Here is a 17,397-nt window from a genome sequence, read left to right on the forward strand (position 1 = left end):
AACGCATTATAAAACCTCAGGATAATCCCCAAGGTTAATATTTTTCTTATTGCTTTACTATCATAAACACTTTTCCATTCTCCGGTGCCTGGCACCTTATTTATAAAAACTTCCTTTTTAAAATATATTAATTCATTAATATATTTCAATTTACATTTCTACATCATATCTAAAACCCAAGTAATCCAGTATTGAAAATAAAAGTATCAATTCAGTTTCAGCTCCTAATTGAGATAGAAAAAATGGATTACTGCAACTTAAAGACTTTGCAACAAATTTATTCATTTCTGCATGTTTTGAATTTATAGTCCCACTATGGCAGTTTAAAAAATTAGACGTAATTCCATATATTGCAGCTAATTTACTGCTTTCAAGCCCTCTGATATTAAAAGGCAACTCCTTTACTAATCCTTTGTTTTTGTATGAAAAGCAAAAATTAATCCAAATAGCTACAACAATATATATAAACTCAAACATATAGTTTTCCTTTGTAAAATCTAAATACCCATCAAACCAGTTAACTTCATTTGCAGCATTAATTATTTGCTCAAGCTTTTTAGATGTCATTGTTTTTATATCAAATATTTTAATAAAATCTTGTACTATTATACGGCAAATATTCTTGCTAAAGGGAGCTATCTCTTTATAATGATACATAATATGTAATATTTCTATTTCTGTTTGGGAATATTCCTTTTTTGTATTATCAATAATACGTTGTAGAAGTTTTTGTTCCTTATCTGTTAAACTATAACGTTTTATTATTTTACATGGTTTGTTTTGAATAATATAATTATCCCATATTCCAAAATCATCCCATATCTTATATGATTTAAATAACGGTTTTAAACCAATAAACATATCAAGTATTCTATAGTATTCTTCATCATCTCCATTCCATTTAAAAAAGTCTTCTATTTTGTCATTTTCAAGAGATAGAATAAGAGGCTCACTCTTTCCATTTAAAAAATTAATTTCTATCTTATTATCCTTAATATTTACTATGCACTTAAAAGATTTAGCATGATTTTTAACAATTGAAACTATATCTTCAAAAGTACATTTACTTTTTAATTTTATATAATAAAACAGAGTACATCCCAATATTAGTTCCTCCTATTTTAATCCTTAATTTAATAACGAAAAATAATTAAAACTTATATTTATTCAAAATCAGTATCATCTACAGAAAAACTGTGGAGTTTTTCTGTAGAAATTTTTATAGCATTTTCTTCTGTATCTGTTATAGAAGCTTCTCTTGATACCTGTAACCATGTTTTCCACTCTTCATCCCACTTATATACTTCTATGTAAAACAAACCATTTTCACGCTTAATAACTTCAGCTTTATATGCTTTATTAGGACAAAGTATCTCCTTTACTATTTTTCTTGTGACTTTACTATTAACCTTTTTATTTTTTCTAAATATAATATGATGCCTCCTTGTAAATATATTTTATTGCACCTATTTTTAGCTTTTTATATTTGTTTAATTCAAATTTAAACAAGCTAACACAAGTTAAGTGTTTTTAATGATACGGTGGGACGGTTACTTATTATTTTAAACTTCAAACTATTAACCAAAGTAAAATTTCTTACATAGAATAAAATGAACAAGAGCCTGAAAATACCTTACCCTTTAAATTTTTAAAATCTGATATGCTTATATATAAAAATAGATAAGTAAAGCTATGAATTCCATATATAATTTTTTCATCAAATCTTTATAGTATTTTTTATACGATTTATTTTAAAAGCTTGTCCTATTATAAAAGATTATATTTTTATTTATTACCAATACTTCTATATATTATACTAATTATTAATTTACAAGTAATATAGATTATACAAGCACTGAAGAAATTCTAATAAATAAAAATTAACTTTTAAATAGCAATTGCTCTTTGTTCTAATATATCCTCTACTATTTTCTTATATTTCTCATGTTTTATAAGCTCTCTCCCATAACTACACAATCTTGAAATGTTGGATTGCCCCATCCCCCCAAGTATCTTACATATATCACTACACCTTAAATCACAAAACTTCCTTAAAACAAAGCAAAGCACTGCCTTTGCCTCTTTAGCTTCATTTGCCCTTTTTATCTTTAACATTAGCTTATCTATGCTAAACTTTTTTGATATTATATCTATTATCTTTTCAGGAGAAAGATCCCTCACAAGAATAGTTCTCATACTTCTGTACTCTGTTCCCTCTTTTTTAAACTCTTCCCTTTGAACATCAACTATACTTTTTACTTTAAATATAAAGTCTTTATACATAGCCCTTGCATGAGCTTCCTTTAAGCTAAACATTGATAATATAAATTTATCATCTATAAGCTCAAACTCATCTGCCTTTTTTCCTAAGAATATACCTAAAGATGAAAAACGATAATCCTCTGGATTTTTGTCATAACCCTTTAAATCTGTCGCATTAAAGTGAACATAAGCTGTTAGTGCAAAGAGATATCTATCATCTTTTACGATTAAGCTTTTGAACCTGTCTTGAAAGAGATGGCCACATCTGCCGTACAACTTATTATAATACATAGCATACTTATAATTGATAAAGTGCATAACTTTTGATATGTCAGAGCCATTTGCATCGATTATAAAATGAGCATGATTATCCATAAGGCAATAAGAATATGTTCTAAACTCAAACTGGTCCTGTGCATCCTTTACTATCTTTAAAAATTTTATTTTATCCTCATCGTCTTTAAATAGCAAAACCTCTGATATGCTTTTTACCATAACATGATAAATTGAATCATAACTTTTTTGGCGTGCAGTACGTGGCATAAAAATACACCTCCAACATATATTGTATTTTTTCTTTAGTTTTCCATGTTAGAGGTGGTTTTATTCATCAAATTATTATGTTCTTAAGATAAATAAGTAACCGTCCTAGTTTATAGTTTTGCCAATACCCGTGTTACATGTAATTGTTATGAGTTAAAAATAAATAAGTAACCGTTCCAGTGTTTTCGACGCCCTAATGTCCCAATACCCACAATTGCTTGGTTGTGAAGATAAATAAGTAACAGGTCATGACTAAAAGTAGCCCCAATGACGGCATGAAAAAGTTTGTGGTTTTTCAAAGGTAACAGAAGGGACGGTTACTTATTATATTAAATAATAGACATAATATTTTATACATGTCCCCCTGATTTTGCAGATATTGTGTATGAAATAAGTAACCGTCCCTTGGCTTGTACTTTTTTCCTTTATTGTAAATGGACATTTTCACACTAACCGTCCCGATACACCGGTACACAACCGTCCTGATACACAATGCCCTGGTGGCTGAACCAATGGACGGTGTCTGTGGTGTCTCATTTCATCGTAAGAATCGATGAGTATAATGGTACTATAAAAAGGGATGCAATTGTAGATATTGCTATCATGACAGAAGCAAATTTATAATCTGAATTATATTTTTTGGAAATGATAGCAGAGTTAGTCATAACAGGCATAGCTGCTTGTATTACAAATACGTTTCTCATAAGCTCATTTATATCACGCCCTAATGTAAGCAATATTAAAATAATTGGTGATATGAAAAATCTTCCAATTAGAACGCCTATTATTTCTTTATTTATATAAAAATCTTTGATTTCTGTTGAATATATTGTTGCTCCTACAAAAATCATAGATAATGGGGTTGTTAAACTGCCTAAATATTTGCATGTATCCATTATCCATTTAGGAAGGCTTATATTTAGTATTAAAATAATTATAGCAGTTACAAATCCCATAAAGGGAGGAGAAATTACGTTTTTTAAGGGCTTTAAGGATAATATATTTTCATGGTTGCTTGTCCCATCTTTGCTTATCTCATATACCCCAAAGGTCCAGAAAAAAATTGTATTTGCAATATAATAAAGCAATACATAAGGAATACTTTTATCACCAAATATAGCTTCATTTATCGGCATTCCCATGAATATGGTATTAGAATTAAAAAACAAGGAAACAAAAAGCCCTCGTTTTTTTATATCTATATTCAAAAACTTTGAAATTAATATAGCCACTAAATAGCAAAGCAATATTGACAAGATTGGTATTATAAGGCCATTAATTGAAGCCAAAAACTGCTTGTTTGTAAAGTTTGTCAGTATAGTATTTATCATCAAAGCAGGAAGCGAAACTTGCATTATAAGTTTTACAATTAAATTTAAAGATTTCTCATCAAACCATCTTCTTTGTGCCAATATAAACCCTATTGTTATTAATGATGCAATGCTTAATATACTTTCTAATGCCGTATACAACAAACCAACCCACCCTTTTCAATTATTTGCTATAAATAGTATAGCATATATTTATTATAAATTGTTACTTATTTTTAAAATTTATCTCAAAATAAACTTTATCATGCTGTTGAAAAAGTTTTTTGTTAAGCCCCAAGAAGCATTTCCCTGGAAATGCTCATAAGCTCTAGCAATTCTAAGCTTTTCTTTATTTTCAAAAATCCTACCCTCATGAGCCTACATCTATATCGGCCACTGAGCTCTGCACGTCCTACGCAGAATTACGAACTTTTGAAAATTCAAAAAGCAATAGCTGCTAAGGCTCATTAGAAATTTCTTTTTTAAATCCATTTAAGGGCTATTGCTAAGTTCCTCGCAAAAAGTGCTTTCCTAAATCTGAGTAAATAGTAATTACCTTTCTTCTCTGAAATAGGAAACTCCTAAAGATTTTGGTGGAGAGTTCTTTTTTGACCTTTTGAATGAGAAAAATGTCAGTACAATTATTGTAACTATATAAGGAAGCATATCTAAAAAGTATTTTGATACAAATCCATCCTGTATTCTAAAGCCAATTATATCTAATCCGCCGAAAAGGTATGCTCCAAGAAGGGCCTTGTATGGATTCCAGGCTGCAAATATTACAAGGGCAACTGCTATCCATCCCCTTCCTGCTGTTATATTGTTTTGCCATGCAGGAACATATACAAGGGACAAATACCCTCCAGAAAGGCCACAAAGAGCTCCTCCTGCAATAATATTTATATATTTATATAAAGCAACGTTTATACTAGCAGCGTCTGCAGCATAAGGGTTATCCCCAACCGCCTTAAGGTTTAATCCTGCCCTTGTTTTATAAAAATACACTGCTATTACAAAAACCAAAATATAAGAAATATACACTAGAATATCCTGGTTAAAAAATATATTGCCTAAAAATGGGATTTTGCCTAATAGAGGAAGTCTTATAGGGGTTAAAAAATATTTAACCCTATCTGGTACAACTTGCCCTGACAGGTTTTGCCCTACAAAGCTTGATACTCCGCTTCCAAATATAGTTAATGTCAGTCCTGTTACCGTTTGGTTTGTTCTCAAAGTTACAGTTAAAAAAGCATATATAAATGCACCAATACACCCAAAGAGCAATCCACAAAGCACAGCTAAAAATGCATTATTTGTACCTTTTGCTGCTAAAAATCCTGCAACAGCCCCCATTAACATCATTCCCTCAACTCCAAGGTTTAAGTTCCCCGCCTTTTCATTTAATATCTCCCCAAGAGTTGATAAAAGAAGTGGAGTACCTGCTATAACTGTAGCATGTAAAAAACTTGTCATATTATAACCTCCATTTCACATCATAAAAAACAGAACAAATAATATTAAATAAGCCTAAATTACTATCATCTTTTAATCTTCAACCTGTAGCTTGTAAATATTTCCGATGCAAGAATACAAAACAATATAAGTGATTGAAGGATAAGAGCTGCAGAATTTGGTATTTTAAGGGATGTTTCAATATATGAACTTCCCTGTAAAAGTGCTGCAAATAGTATCGAAACTATAAGTATAAATGGCTCCTTTAAACTAGAAAGATACGCGATTATTATTGATGTAAATCCAACTCCTCCTGATATTTCAACTGATAATGTTCCGTTTACACCACTTGACTGAATAAACCCCGTAAGGCCACAAAGTGCCCCGCTTAAAAAAACACAAAGGAGTGTTACTGCTTTTATATTTATCCCTGCATACCTTGCTGTATTTATACTTTCTCCTATTATTGAAATTTCATATCCCTTTTTTGTATGGTTCATAAATATATAAACTAAAATTAAACATATAACTGCTATAACCCAGCCAATGTTTACACCAAAGAAACTTGGAAGCAGTGCATTATCTGGAAAGTTTGCTATTTTAGGAAAGCCAAGAGCTTTTTTATCCTTCCAGGGGCCATACTGAAGATATGTTATAAATTTTAGTGCAATATAATTGAGCATAAGGGTTACTATAGTCTCATTAGTTCTAAAATACAGTTTTAAAAATGCAGCAATAAGTGCATAAAGCCCTCCAAATACAAGGGAGGATAATGCCATTAAAGCTAGAAGAACAGGTCTATTAAAATTATTATAAAAAAGTGCAAATATAGAAGCTCCAAAGGCACCTATAAGTATCTGTCCTTCTCCACCAATATTCCAAAACTTCATTTTAAAGGCAATAAGAATCCCAAGGGATGTTATTATAAGAGGCACTGTTTTTATTGTAGTCTGCCTTATCCTAAGGGGAGATCCAAAAGCCCCCTTTACCATCCCAAAGAATGCATCTAAAGGATTTATATTAAGAGCAAAAAGGAAAATACTCATAATTAAAAATGCTAAAACTATAGATATTATTTTTACTTTAATTCTAAAAAAATTATCTACATTATCCCTTTTAACAAATCTCACTATCTTCACCTTCCTTTATGCCAAGCATCATAAGCCCAAGCTTTTCTTTAGTTGCATCCTTTGAATTTATAATTCCAACAATCTCCCCGCGGTTTATTACCATTATCCTATCGCAAAGCTCAATTAAAATATCAAGATCCTCACCTACAAATATTACAGAATTTCCCTTTAATCTTTCCTCACACATTATGTTATACACAGTATAGCATGTGTTTATATCAAGACCTCTTACAGGATAAACAAGAATCAAAAGTTTGGGTTTTATATATATCTCACGCCCTAAAAGTATCTTTTGAATATTACCTCCTGAAAGATATTTAATCGGATAGTTTACATTAGGAGTTTTTATATTTAATTTCTTAACAAGATCTAAAGCCTTTTCTTTAAATGGTTTTCTATTTAAGAAAGGTGATTTTTGCAGCTGATAGGATTTTAGCATCAAATTATCAACCATATCCATAGAGGCAACAAGGCCCATTCCAAGCCTATCTTCAGGTACAAATCCAAGGTTTATTCCTTTTTTCATAAACTCCCTTACGTTTTTACCCTCAATATTTTCCCCTTCAAATATTATATGTCCCTTTTTAACTTTTCTAACTCCAGCCAAGGCCTCACAAAGTTCTCTCTGTCCTGAACCTGCAATTCCTGCAATCCCAAGTATCTCTCCTTTTTTAACATCAAAGGATATGTTTTTAAATAGTACTTTCCCATCTTCGCTTAAGGATATCCCGTCTATTTTAACAAGTACATCTTTTGGGGACAGTTCATTATTTTTTTCACTTTCAGTTTCTTTTTTTCGTATATTAAGTTCAACATCTTCCCCTACCATAAGCCTTGTAAGCTCCCCAATGTTTGTACTTATTTTATCTAAAGTTGCAATATGTTTTCCCTTTCTAAGTATAGAAATTTTATCGCTAATGTTAATAACTTCATCCATCTTATGGGATATAAAAATAACAGCACATCCTTCATCCTTCATTTTTTTCATTATTCGAAACAGCTTTTCAGCCTCCTGAGGGGTAAATACTGTAGTAGGCTCATCAAGTATTAAAACCCTTGACCCTCTGTATAAAACCTTTAATATTTCAACAAGCTGTCTTTCCCCAACTGACATATCCTCAATATATTTATCAAGTTTTACCTTTATATCATACTTACTAAATATATCTTCAATCTTTTTATTAAAATCAACATTATTATCCCTTTGGCCTATAAGTATGTTTTCTTTTACAGTCATGGATTCAACAAGTTTAAAATGCTGATAAACTGTACCTATTCCATAATTTATTGCATCCTTTGGTGAAGAGAGGCTTACCTTTTTATCATTTATCAGTATCTCTCCATTATCAGGAGCATATATTCCTGATAAAACGTTAATTAAAGTACTTTTCCCTGCTCCGTTTTCCCCAAGAATTGTATGAACTTCTCCTTCATATATATCAAGGCTTACACCACAAAGAGCCTTAACACTTCCAAAGCTTTTATCTATATTTCTTAAAGCAATTATTGGCTTCATTTTAATCCTCCTTAAAATTTAAAGGGCCAAAAAGCCCTTTAAATTATTTTTGTGGTATTGTTCCTTCAACGCCTTCTATAAAGTAATCCATGTTCCAAACTTCATCATCACTCATTACTTTTCCTGCCTCAACCCTTACCTTTCCGCTCTGATCCTTTATAGGTCCTGTAAATATATTTAATTTACCTGATTTTATTTCTTCTTTTGCCTTTTCAACAAGCTCCTTTGCATTCTCTGGAGCTACATCTGTTAGTGGTGCAATATCAACTACTCCGTCTTCTATTCCACCCCAGTATTTTCCTGACTTCCAAGTTCCGTCCATTATCGCCTTAACTGTCTTAACATAGTATGGTCCCCAGTTCCAAACGGCTGATGTCATGTTAGCCTTAGGTGCAGTTTTGCTCATATCAGAGTTGTATCCTATTGAATAAACCCCTCTTGATTCTGCTGCCTGCTGTGGGCCTGCTGTATCCTGATGCTGAGTTATAACATCACACTTATCATCAATAAGGGCAATTGCTGCATCCTTTTCTTTTGCAGGATCGTACCAGGTATTTGTCCAAACAACCTTTACAGTTGCATTTTTATTTACTGACTTTACCCCAAGGGTAAATGCATTTATTCCTCTTATAACCTCTGGTATTGGGAAAGCTGCAACATAGCCTATCTTATTTGTTTTTGTTTTTAATCCTGCAACAATACCAGTTAGATATCTTATCTGCTCTATCTTTCCAAAGTACTGCCCCATATTCTCTGCTGTTTCATAGCCTGAGCAGTGAAGGAATTTTATTTCTGGATGTTTCTTTGCTGATGCTAAAAGCCCTTCCTGAAATCCAAAACTTGTACCAAAAATTATTGTTGCACCCTGGTCAATCATATCTTCAACAACTTTTTCAACTTCTGCCTTATCTTCCTTTACAGATTCTTTATAAATAGTTTGAACTCCAAGTTCTTTTTCAAGATATAATCTTCCCTGATCGTGAGCATAAGTATATCCTCCATCCCCTATAGGACCTACATATATAAATCCTACCTTTACCTTTTTGTCCTTGCTCTCTGTGTTCTTTGATGAAGTTGAACACCCTGTAATAGATAATAAAAGCACTGCAATAATCAGAATAGATAATATTTTTTTCATAATTTGCTCCTCCTTTTATTTAAAAATTATTCTATTTCCTTCAAAGGCTTCAATTGAAGCAAGGGACTCAACCCTTAAGCCTCTTTTTTCTATTTTTTCTCTTCCCTTTTGAAATGCCTTTTCAATAACAGTTGCAACACCTACGGTTATTGCACCTGACTGCTCTATTATGTCAATAAGACCTAATGCCGCACAACCCTTTGCAAGAAAGTCATCTATTATAAGAACTCTTTCACCATTATTTAAGTATTTTTTACTAACCCTTATTATATAATCTGTATTCTTTGTGAAAGAATGAACTGTTGATGTGTATACATTTTCATCAATTATTGAGGAGCTTGTCTTTTTTGCAAATACCACAGGAATAAACCCAAAATGAATTGCTGCAAAAGATGCAACTGCAATACCAGAGGATTCAATCGTAAGTATTTTATCTACCTTTACATCACTAAATATTCTTTTAAATTCCTTCCCTATTTCATTAAAAAGGCTTGTATCTATTTGGTGGTTTAAAAAATTATCAACCTTTAATATGGAATTATTTATAACTATTCCGTCCTTTATTATTCTTTCTTTTAAAAGCTCCATGATGCACCTCCAAAAGAAAAACTCCCGGCGATGCCGAGAGTATATAATCCGATAGCAAAAAATATCGAACTACATACTCGTAGTCAGGTTGTTTACGGCATCCTGGTAGAGACACCCGAACCGTATTATCGGGCATATACGAGCAGTAAATATTCGTATTATTTCGATAGTTTAATTTTATAATAAACATAATACACTATAAAATATTAAAAATCAATTGTTTTTTTGTAAAACAAAATAATTAGAATATTAAAACACCTCAAGCTTAAAGCCCAAGGTGTTTTAATATTTTATTTTATATTCATACTGCTACATCTCTGCTTCAGTAGATAATGTCTTATACACTACATTTCCATTATTAGCTTCTTTTATAAAATCTTTATTAAATTTATGTTCATTAACAAAGGAAATTATTAAAATATTTAAAGCCAATATACCAATGAAAACAATGTATGCCCCTCTAAGGCTTCCTGTCAGTGCAATAGATATTCCACTTAACAGGAAATTTATTGAGGTTACTATTCCTTGAATAGGGAATATAACACTGTTTACTTTTTCAAACCCATGTCTTCCAAACACTGCTGTTGGCAATGAAGTTGTAAAGTTTGCAGATCCTCCAATAGCCATTCCTATCATGAATATTGAAATATATATGGTTAATCTATATTCAAGAACGTTAAGGAATAATGCGATCATATACCATATTCCAAACATCACCATGGTCTTCTTTGTACCAAATTTATCATCAAGTATCCCAAAAATCCATGATCCAACTACGCCTATCAATGCCAGGAATGTCATCATTCCAATTGCTTGAGTTTGCGTAAATCCAAGCTGCATGTTCCTTACAACAAGCTGTGTCATAACACCAACAGTAACCAGCTGATATATTCCTGTTGTAATTGCTGCCAGCCATGTCTCTCTTTCTGAAAGAAGCTTTTTAGTAGTCCACCCTCCATTTGGATCCTCATCTTGCTCAACAAAGTATTCTGCTTCATATACTTCTTTAGTAACGTTATCTGGATACATATTTCTTTCCTGAGGAGTATCCTTTATGAACAATAAACCTATAATGCCTAAAATAATAGCTAAAATACCGGGTATTATAACACCCTTTTGAAGTCCAAGGTTATTTACAAAAAATGCTATCATCGGAACATAAAATGCTGATGCCAAATTATGTCCCATGGTAGTATATCCCATAACAACACCTTTTCTCTTAGGAAACCATTTTGCTACAAGAACTCCTCCAGAAATGTATCCAGCAGACATTATCGCTCCAGTTATTATACATAAACATATTGCATACATTGTAATTGTTTTTGACAATCCTAAACCAATATAGAAAATACCTGATAAAAACAAACAAATAGCAGAGGTTTTCTTAGCACCTAATTTAATATTAATTTGGCCAAATAATATAAAAAATAAAAATCCTACAATTCCAGCTATTGTACCCATACTAAGTACAAGAGAATACTCTATTCCGTTCTTTGCAGCAAATGCTGGAGCAGTAATATTAGATCCGTCGTTAACCATTCCTACATACAACCAGAACATTGCAGCACAATAGATTATTGTTCCCCAGCCAGCACGGCCAAAACCACCAATTAAATTTTTACCTGTTTTTGTTTTTCCCATAAAAATCCCCCCACCATATATAATTTAATAATTACTTTTAAATTTCTAATTAGTTAAGTCTTTTATTTGCCAATTTATAATTTTTAAATATTAGACACCTCCTCTTGAAACCGCATTTTATTCTCATTAAGTAAATTTAGCAATATTTATGCCAATATTTTAACAATCTTATTTATTTCTTAAAAAATATTGAAATATATTAATTTTAATAATTTTTTGTTTTTTCAAAATAAAATCTATATAATTCACAATGTTATTAAATTTCCTAAATATATAGATATTTCCATTAGAAATGCAATACAGTTTTGAATATACTGTAATACATTCTTGTATTCCTATAAATACAACAAAAAATTTCCGGATATTAGTCAATAGTCTAATATCCGGAAAATTAGTTTTTCACAGTCTAAACTTCTATTTATTATATATTACTTTAATTAAATATTCCCTTAGCTCCCTGTTTGATTTTTCAATTTGTTCAGGAGTCCACTCCTGAAATCCCTTTCCTGTCTTAAACCCAAGCTCCCCTTTTTCAACTTTTTCCTTTAAAAGTGGCGATGGCTCAGTAGAGTTTTCAAGATGCTTTAAAATATAGCTGTGAATAGAAAGTGTTAAATCTGTACCCACCATATCAGCATTTTCCATTGGTGCAAGTTTTGGCAATCTTAGTCCAAAACTGTATTTTACCGCTTCATCTACTGTTGCTGCATCTGCAATACCTTTTTCAACAATAGATATTGCTTCCCTCCACAACGCATGCTGTAATCTGTTTGCAACAAACCCTGGAACGTCTTTATTAACCCTTATAGGGTGCTTTCTTGCATGCTTTAATAATTCAATAGCCTTGTCCATGACTTCTTCAGAAGTATCATTTCCTTTTACAACTTCAACAAGTGGGATTAAATATGCTGGATTCCAAAAATGAGTTCCAACTACCCTCCATTTATTTTTGCATTTAGATGCAATTTCCGTAATACTCATTACAGAAGTGTTTGTAGCAAATATTGTATCAGGCCTACAATAATTTTCAAGGTTCATAAACAAATTCTGTTTAAGCTCCATATTTTCAGGGATACATTCAATTACAAAATCCGCATCTTTTGTTGCTTCTTCCATGCTTTCCGTTAACTTTATCCTGCTAAAAATGTCTTTAATTGTATCTTCATCTATTACTCCTTTTTCTTTGAGCTGATTAAGATTGGATTTAATTTTTTCAACACATTCATATTCAAAGTTTTCTCTTATAAAAATCGTTACCTTTAAATCTTCACATCCTGCAAATACCTGGGCAATTCCACTTCCCATAAGCCCCGGTCCAAATATAGTAATATTTTTAATATCCATAAAAGCCCTCCTCTTTATAAAATTATCTTTAACCCCACCTTATATAATGCAAATTACGTGCCAACGTTTTCCATTTCATTATTTAACTTTATACCGAAATACTTCGCTTTCCTGAAAACTGTCGGCTGAGTAACACCAAGCACTTTTGCTGCCTTATAAGTACTGCCGTACTTTCTTAAAGCACGCTCTATTATTTCCCTTTCAACTTTAGCTAAGGATTCCTTTAATGATAAATTATCACTTCCACTATTTAAAGATATTTTATCGCTTCCTATTATATTAGATATATGACTATAGGAAATACACTTTTCATCATCAATAATAGTAAGCCTTTCTATTATATTCTGAAGTTCTCTTACATTTCCTGGCCAGTCATAATACTGCAAAGCCTTTATAGCCATATCATCAAAGTACTTTTCTTTTCCATACTTTCCATTGAATTTATCTAAGAAAGTTTGTGCTAAAACGGGTATATCCTCTTTTCTCTCTCGTAGTGATGGGACTCTAATTGGGACAACATTTAACCTGTAATATAAATCTTCCCTAAACTTACCTTGTTTTATTAATTCTTTAAGATCTCGGTTTGTTGAAGCTATTACCCTAACGTCCAGCTTAATACTTTTAGTACCACCAAGCCTCATAAGTTCCTTTTCCTGAAGAACTCTTAGCAGTTTTGTCTGCAGGTTCAATGGCATTTCTCCTATTTCATCAAGAAGGATTGTCCCTCCATTAGCCAGCTCAAACATTCCTAATTTTTCTTTATTTAAAGCTCCTGTAAAAGCACCTTTTTCATACCCAAACAGTTCTGACTCAATAAGGTTTTCTGGTATAGCAGCACAATTTACTTTTATATATGGGCCTTCTTTCCTTTCACTCTTATCATGTATCTCCTTAGCAATAACCTCTTTACCGCTTCCCGTCTCACCGGTTATTAAAATTGTAGCCTCTGTCTTTGCAACATAATTTATAAGCTCTCTTATCTCTTTCATATTCGGGCTTTCACATACAAAATTCCCAACCTTTTCATCCTTGCTTCTATAATAATTTAATTCATTTAAATACTTTTCATTCTTTTTTTGTGTCTTTTCAAGTTTTTCTTTTAGCTTTATAAGCTCTGTTAAATCCCTTATAACGGTTAAAACCTGTTCAACCTCTCCTTTTTTATTAAAGATAGGATTACCAGTTATTAGGACTGTTTTGTTATTACTTGGTATAGTAAAAAGAGATATTATCTTTTTCTTTTCCCTAATTACACGCATAGATACATCACAATTTGGCAGAATGTCTTCAACAGCTTCTTCTATATATTTCCCCACTATATCCTGCTCTTTAATCTCAGTTATTTCAGTATATCCTTTATTTATCGCTATTACCATTCCATCTTTATCAACCAAACATATTCCATCAGAAACAGCATCACCAATTGCAAAAGCACTTAACTCCCTTTCTTTGTATTTACCAAGTTGCTCTAATTCATTATTTTGATTGGCTATAACTTTTTTATAAAAATTTAAAATATCAAATACTACATCATCTACCTCAATAAAATCTACACCCTTTAAATTTTCCATACCTTCCTTTAAAAAAACATCAATTTCAAACATCTTTTTTCCCATAATACTTACCTCAAATCATTAGATTTTTTATATTCCATAATGTATTAAATAATACATTTATGTATTGAGCAATTTACATACCAATCATTAAATAAATTTTAAAATAATTTAAAAATTTTACAGTGCTTGATTTTTCTTAATTTTTTATATATTATCTTTATGAATATTATATCAGGAAACCTTTTAAAATAAAAAGAATTTTCATACAGAACATTATTTTAATTCAATTTTGTATTAAAATAATGTTTTATTAAAACAATTTTAATGCTTTTTTGTAATACATAATTGTATTATTGTTAATTCTTTATTGTATTATTTTCCTGCCTTATATACATCAAGATAAAACAAAATATAAATAATAGGCTAACCAGCTTTAAACTGGTTAGCCTATTATTTATATTTCAGCTGCAGTATCAAAACCTGCATGAACTGCAGAATATACATTCCCAATATAGTTACAGTCTCCGATTATATAGACTTCAGTTTCAGGAATTATATGTCTTAGCTCTTCAACTTTATCTTTTCGTGGTCTCATGCCTAATGCTAATACAACTGTATCTGCTTCATATTCCTTCCACTGGAATTTTGAATTAATAGTTTTGATACCCTTATCGGTAACCTCCTCTAATTTTGTATTCGTAACAATTTTTACTCCATATTTAGCAAGCAAAGTTTGAAGTGAAAATCTGTTTATTAAGGAAGACCCGTTTAATAGTGCCTCTGGGCCCATCATTTCTATTAAAGTAACATCCTTACCCTTCATAGCAAGGGCCAAAGCTGACTCTGCACCAGTTAATCCTCCACCTACAACTACAACCTTTTGCCCTACTTCTACCTTTCCACTGTCTACATCTCCAGCCCAATGAACATGGCTTTTATCTATTCCTGGAACATTGGGTATAAATGGAACAGACCCTACTGCTATGATTAATGCATCAAAATTTTCTTTCTTAATAGTTTCAGCTGTAACTTCTGTATTAAGCATTATTTTTGCCCCACATTTTAAAGTCTGATTAACAATCCAATCTAAATAATTCTTTAAATCTTTCTTAAATTCAAGTCCAACGGCATGATTAAGTGTTCCTCCAAGCCTATCTTCTTTTTCATAGAGTATTACTTCATGACCTCTCTGAGCAGCCGTTAGTGCTGCCTGCATTCCTGCAGGTCCCCCTCCTACTATTGCAACTTTCTTTTTAACATCAGCCTTTGGTATTTTACCTCCTGGGTATTGTGTTTCGCGTCCATTTACAGGGTTAACTGCACATCGTGTTTTTTTAAAGAAAGCTGACCTTCCGCAGCATGTATTGCAGCGTACGCAGGGGCGTATATCCTCTTTCCTTCCCTGTATGGATTTTCTCATAAACTCAGGATCAGCTACAAAGGGCCTTGCCATAGCAACAAAATCAACTATTCCTCTTGATAATATCTCCTCTGCATTATCTAATGTCATAACAGAACCAACTGCTGCCACACACAAATCATCACCAACAGCTTTTTTAATTTCTTCAGCAAAATGTATGTTAGGCATATATGGTAAGTATAATGGCTGAATCATATACTGAATTGTAAATGGGTTTGGAAGCATTCCTACTGATACGTGAAGAATATCAATTTTATCCTTTATAAGCTTTACAAACTCTATAACTTCATCAGGCTTCATACCGCCTTCAACAATTTCATCTGCACTTATTCTATATTCAATAATAAAGTCCTCCCCGACTCTTCTTCTAACAGCATCTAATAATTCAATGCAAAAACGGGCCCTGTTTTCAAAGCTTCCACCATATCTATCAAGTCGTCTGTTAACATAAGGGGATAAGAACTGTGCAGGAAGCATCCCATGAGCTCCATGAATCATTACCATCTTAAAACCACTATCTTTACACCTGCCGGCAGCATCAGCATAGTCCTGAATAGTTTTATTTATAAGAGGAATACTCATTTCTTCAACTTCTGCTGGTGTCTTTCCCTGAAGTTTTGAGAAAAACTCATCAATTTCTGCAGGCTTTGGTGTTGAACTTACTGGTTTTAGTCCTTTGCTTGCAAGGTTCATTGAATTTGAAAAACGTCCACCATGGTTTAATTCAATTGATATAACCGAACCATATCTTTGTATTTCATCTGCTAAATGATCTAAACCTATTTTTACATTATCATCACCAAGATTAAGCTGCCCTTCATGATCCATCGCATGCTGCCAGTTGATTGCTGAATCTCCAACTGTAACTATAGCTGCTCCACCTTTTGCAAAGGGCCTGTAGAACTCAATCAATTCCTTTGTAACCCATCCCTCTGGAGTAGCCATACAAGGAACCATAGGAGCAACTTCAATTCTGTTTTTAAATTCCACCCCTTTTATAGTAATTGGCGTAAAAACATGTTTGTACTTGCTCATTGTCTAAACCTCTCTTCCTTCTAAATATTCATAATATTTATTCTTATTCTTGTTTTTATTTTAACAAGCCTGTCCAAAAAAAGTAAAATATATATTAGGAATAGAAATCATTCTTAAAAATTATAAATTAATTTTTAATTACTTTACTTTAAAAAATACATTACAAAAAGACAAAATAAAAGGAGCTACTATTCATAGCTCCTTTTATTTACTTTACTGCATTAACTTTTCAAAATTATCTTTATTTTTGGGGGAAGTTATGATCATTACTGTAATAAAAGCTGATATAAAACCACTTATTAAGCCACTTATTCCATTTCCTATACCGTTTGCCATAACATCCTTTGGAAATGGTATTATATAATAGTTTACTGCAAAACTTATAATAAAGCAGATAATACCACTAATCAAACCATTTTTAAAAGCTTCTTTTACTCTCATATTATCACCTCATATTAATAT

General features: G+C 31.7%; 14 protein-coding genes and 1 riboswitch. All 14 genes read right to left on the reverse strand.

Annotated features, from left to right (window positions below):
* Positions 1 to 150: 150 nt before the first annotated feature.
* The gene (locus tag FDN13_RS05990) at positions 151 to 1,104 is read right to left on the reverse strand and encodes a hypothetical protein (protein WP_138979367.1); all 954 of its coding nucleotides are present in this window, start codon (positions 1,102 to 1,104) and stop codon (positions 151 to 153) included.
* A gap of 59 nt (positions 1,105 to 1,163) precedes the next feature.
* On the reverse strand, positions 1,164 to 1,319 hold the full coding sequence (locus tag FDN13_RS14185) for a hypothetical protein (protein WP_168190093.1): 156 nt from the start codon (positions 1,317 to 1,319) through the stop codon (positions 1,164 to 1,166).
* Between the two features lie 568 nt (positions 1,320 to 1,887).
* Positions 1,888 to 2,805, reverse strand: coding sequence for a transposase (locus FDN13_RS05995; protein ID WP_138979368.1), 918 nt, complete (start codon positions 2,803 to 2,805; stop codon positions 1,888 to 1,890).
* 533 nt (positions 2,806 to 3,338) lie between these two features.
* On the reverse strand, positions 3,339 to 4,280 hold the full coding sequence (locus tag FDN13_RS06000; RefSeq protein WP_138979369.1) for an AEC family transporter: 942 nt from the start codon (positions 4,278 to 4,280) through the stop codon (positions 3,339 to 3,341).
* A gap of 387 nt (positions 4,281 to 4,667) precedes the next feature.
* Positions 4,668 to 5,588 carry an ABC transporter permease gene (locus FDN13_RS06005; protein ID WP_138979370.1) on the reverse strand — a complete coding sequence of 307 codons (921 nt, stop codon included), beginning with the start codon at positions 5,586 to 5,588 and terminating at the stop codon, positions 4,668 to 4,670.
* A gap of 65 nt (positions 5,589 to 5,653) precedes the next feature.
* Positions 5,654 to 6,697 (reverse strand): ABC transporter permease, encoded by a 1,044-nt coding sequence (locus FDN13_RS06010; protein WP_371414838.1) that lies wholly within the window; start codon positions 6,695 to 6,697, stop codon positions 5,654 to 5,656.
* Positions 6,684 to 8,213 (reverse strand): ABC transporter ATP-binding protein, encoded by a 1,530-nt coding sequence (locus FDN13_RS06015; protein WP_138979371.1) that lies wholly within the window; start codon positions 8,211 to 8,213, stop codon positions 6,684 to 6,686. The genes FDN13_RS06010 and FDN13_RS06015 overlap by 14 nt, the downstream gene beginning before the upstream one ends.
* A gap of 43 nt (positions 8,214 to 8,256) precedes the next feature.
* On the reverse strand, positions 8,257 to 9,351 hold the full coding sequence (locus FDN13_RS06020; RefSeq protein WP_138979372.1) for a BMP family ABC transporter substrate-binding protein: 1,095 nt from the start codon (positions 9,349 to 9,351) through the stop codon (positions 8,257 to 8,259).
* A 15-nt stretch (positions 9,352 to 9,366) separates the two neighbouring features.
* Positions 9,367 to 9,939, reverse strand: coding sequence for a xanthine phosphoribosyltransferase (locus FDN13_RS06025; protein ID WP_138979373.1), 573 nt, complete (start codon positions 9,937 to 9,939; stop codon positions 9,367 to 9,369).
* 60 nt (positions 9,940 to 9,999) lie between these two features.
* Positions 10,000 to 10,101: riboswitch (purine riboswitch) on the reverse strand.
* Between the two features lie 147 nt (positions 10,102 to 10,248).
* Positions 10,249 to 11,580, reverse strand: coding sequence for an MFS transporter (locus FDN13_RS06030; RefSeq protein WP_138979374.1), 1,332 nt, complete (start codon positions 11,578 to 11,580; stop codon positions 10,249 to 10,251).
* Between the two features lie 414 nt (positions 11,581 to 11,994).
* Positions 11,995 to 12,924, reverse strand: coding sequence for a 3-hydroxyacyl-CoA dehydrogenase family protein (locus tag FDN13_RS06035; protein ID WP_138979375.1), 930 nt, complete (start codon positions 12,922 to 12,924; stop codon positions 11,995 to 11,997).
* Positions 12,925 to 12,977: 53 nt separating this feature from the next.
* Positions 12,978 to 14,540 (reverse strand): sigma-54 interaction domain-containing protein, encoded by a 1,563-nt coding sequence (locus FDN13_RS06040; protein WP_138979376.1) that lies wholly within the window; start codon positions 14,538 to 14,540, stop codon positions 12,978 to 12,980.
* 394 nt (positions 14,541 to 14,934) lie between these two features.
* Positions 14,935 to 16,935: an FAD-dependent oxidoreductase gene (locus tag FDN13_RS06045; protein WP_138979377.1), complete on the reverse strand. Its 2,001-nt coding sequence runs from the start codon at positions 16,933 to 16,935 to the stop codon at positions 14,935 to 14,937.
* A gap of 213 nt (positions 16,936 to 17,148) precedes the next feature.
* A complete protein-coding gene (locus tag FDN13_RS06050) occupies positions 17,149 to 17,376 on the reverse strand; it encodes a hypothetical protein (protein WP_138979378.1) in 228 nt (75 codons plus the stop codon).
* Between the last annotated feature and the right edge of the window lie 21 nt (positions 17,377 to 17,397).

The sequence above is a fragment of the Caloramator sp. E03 genome (genome assembly GCF_006016075.1).
Taxonomy (GTDB): domain Bacteria; phylum Bacillota; class Clostridia; order Clostridiales; family Caloramatoraceae; genus Caloramator_B.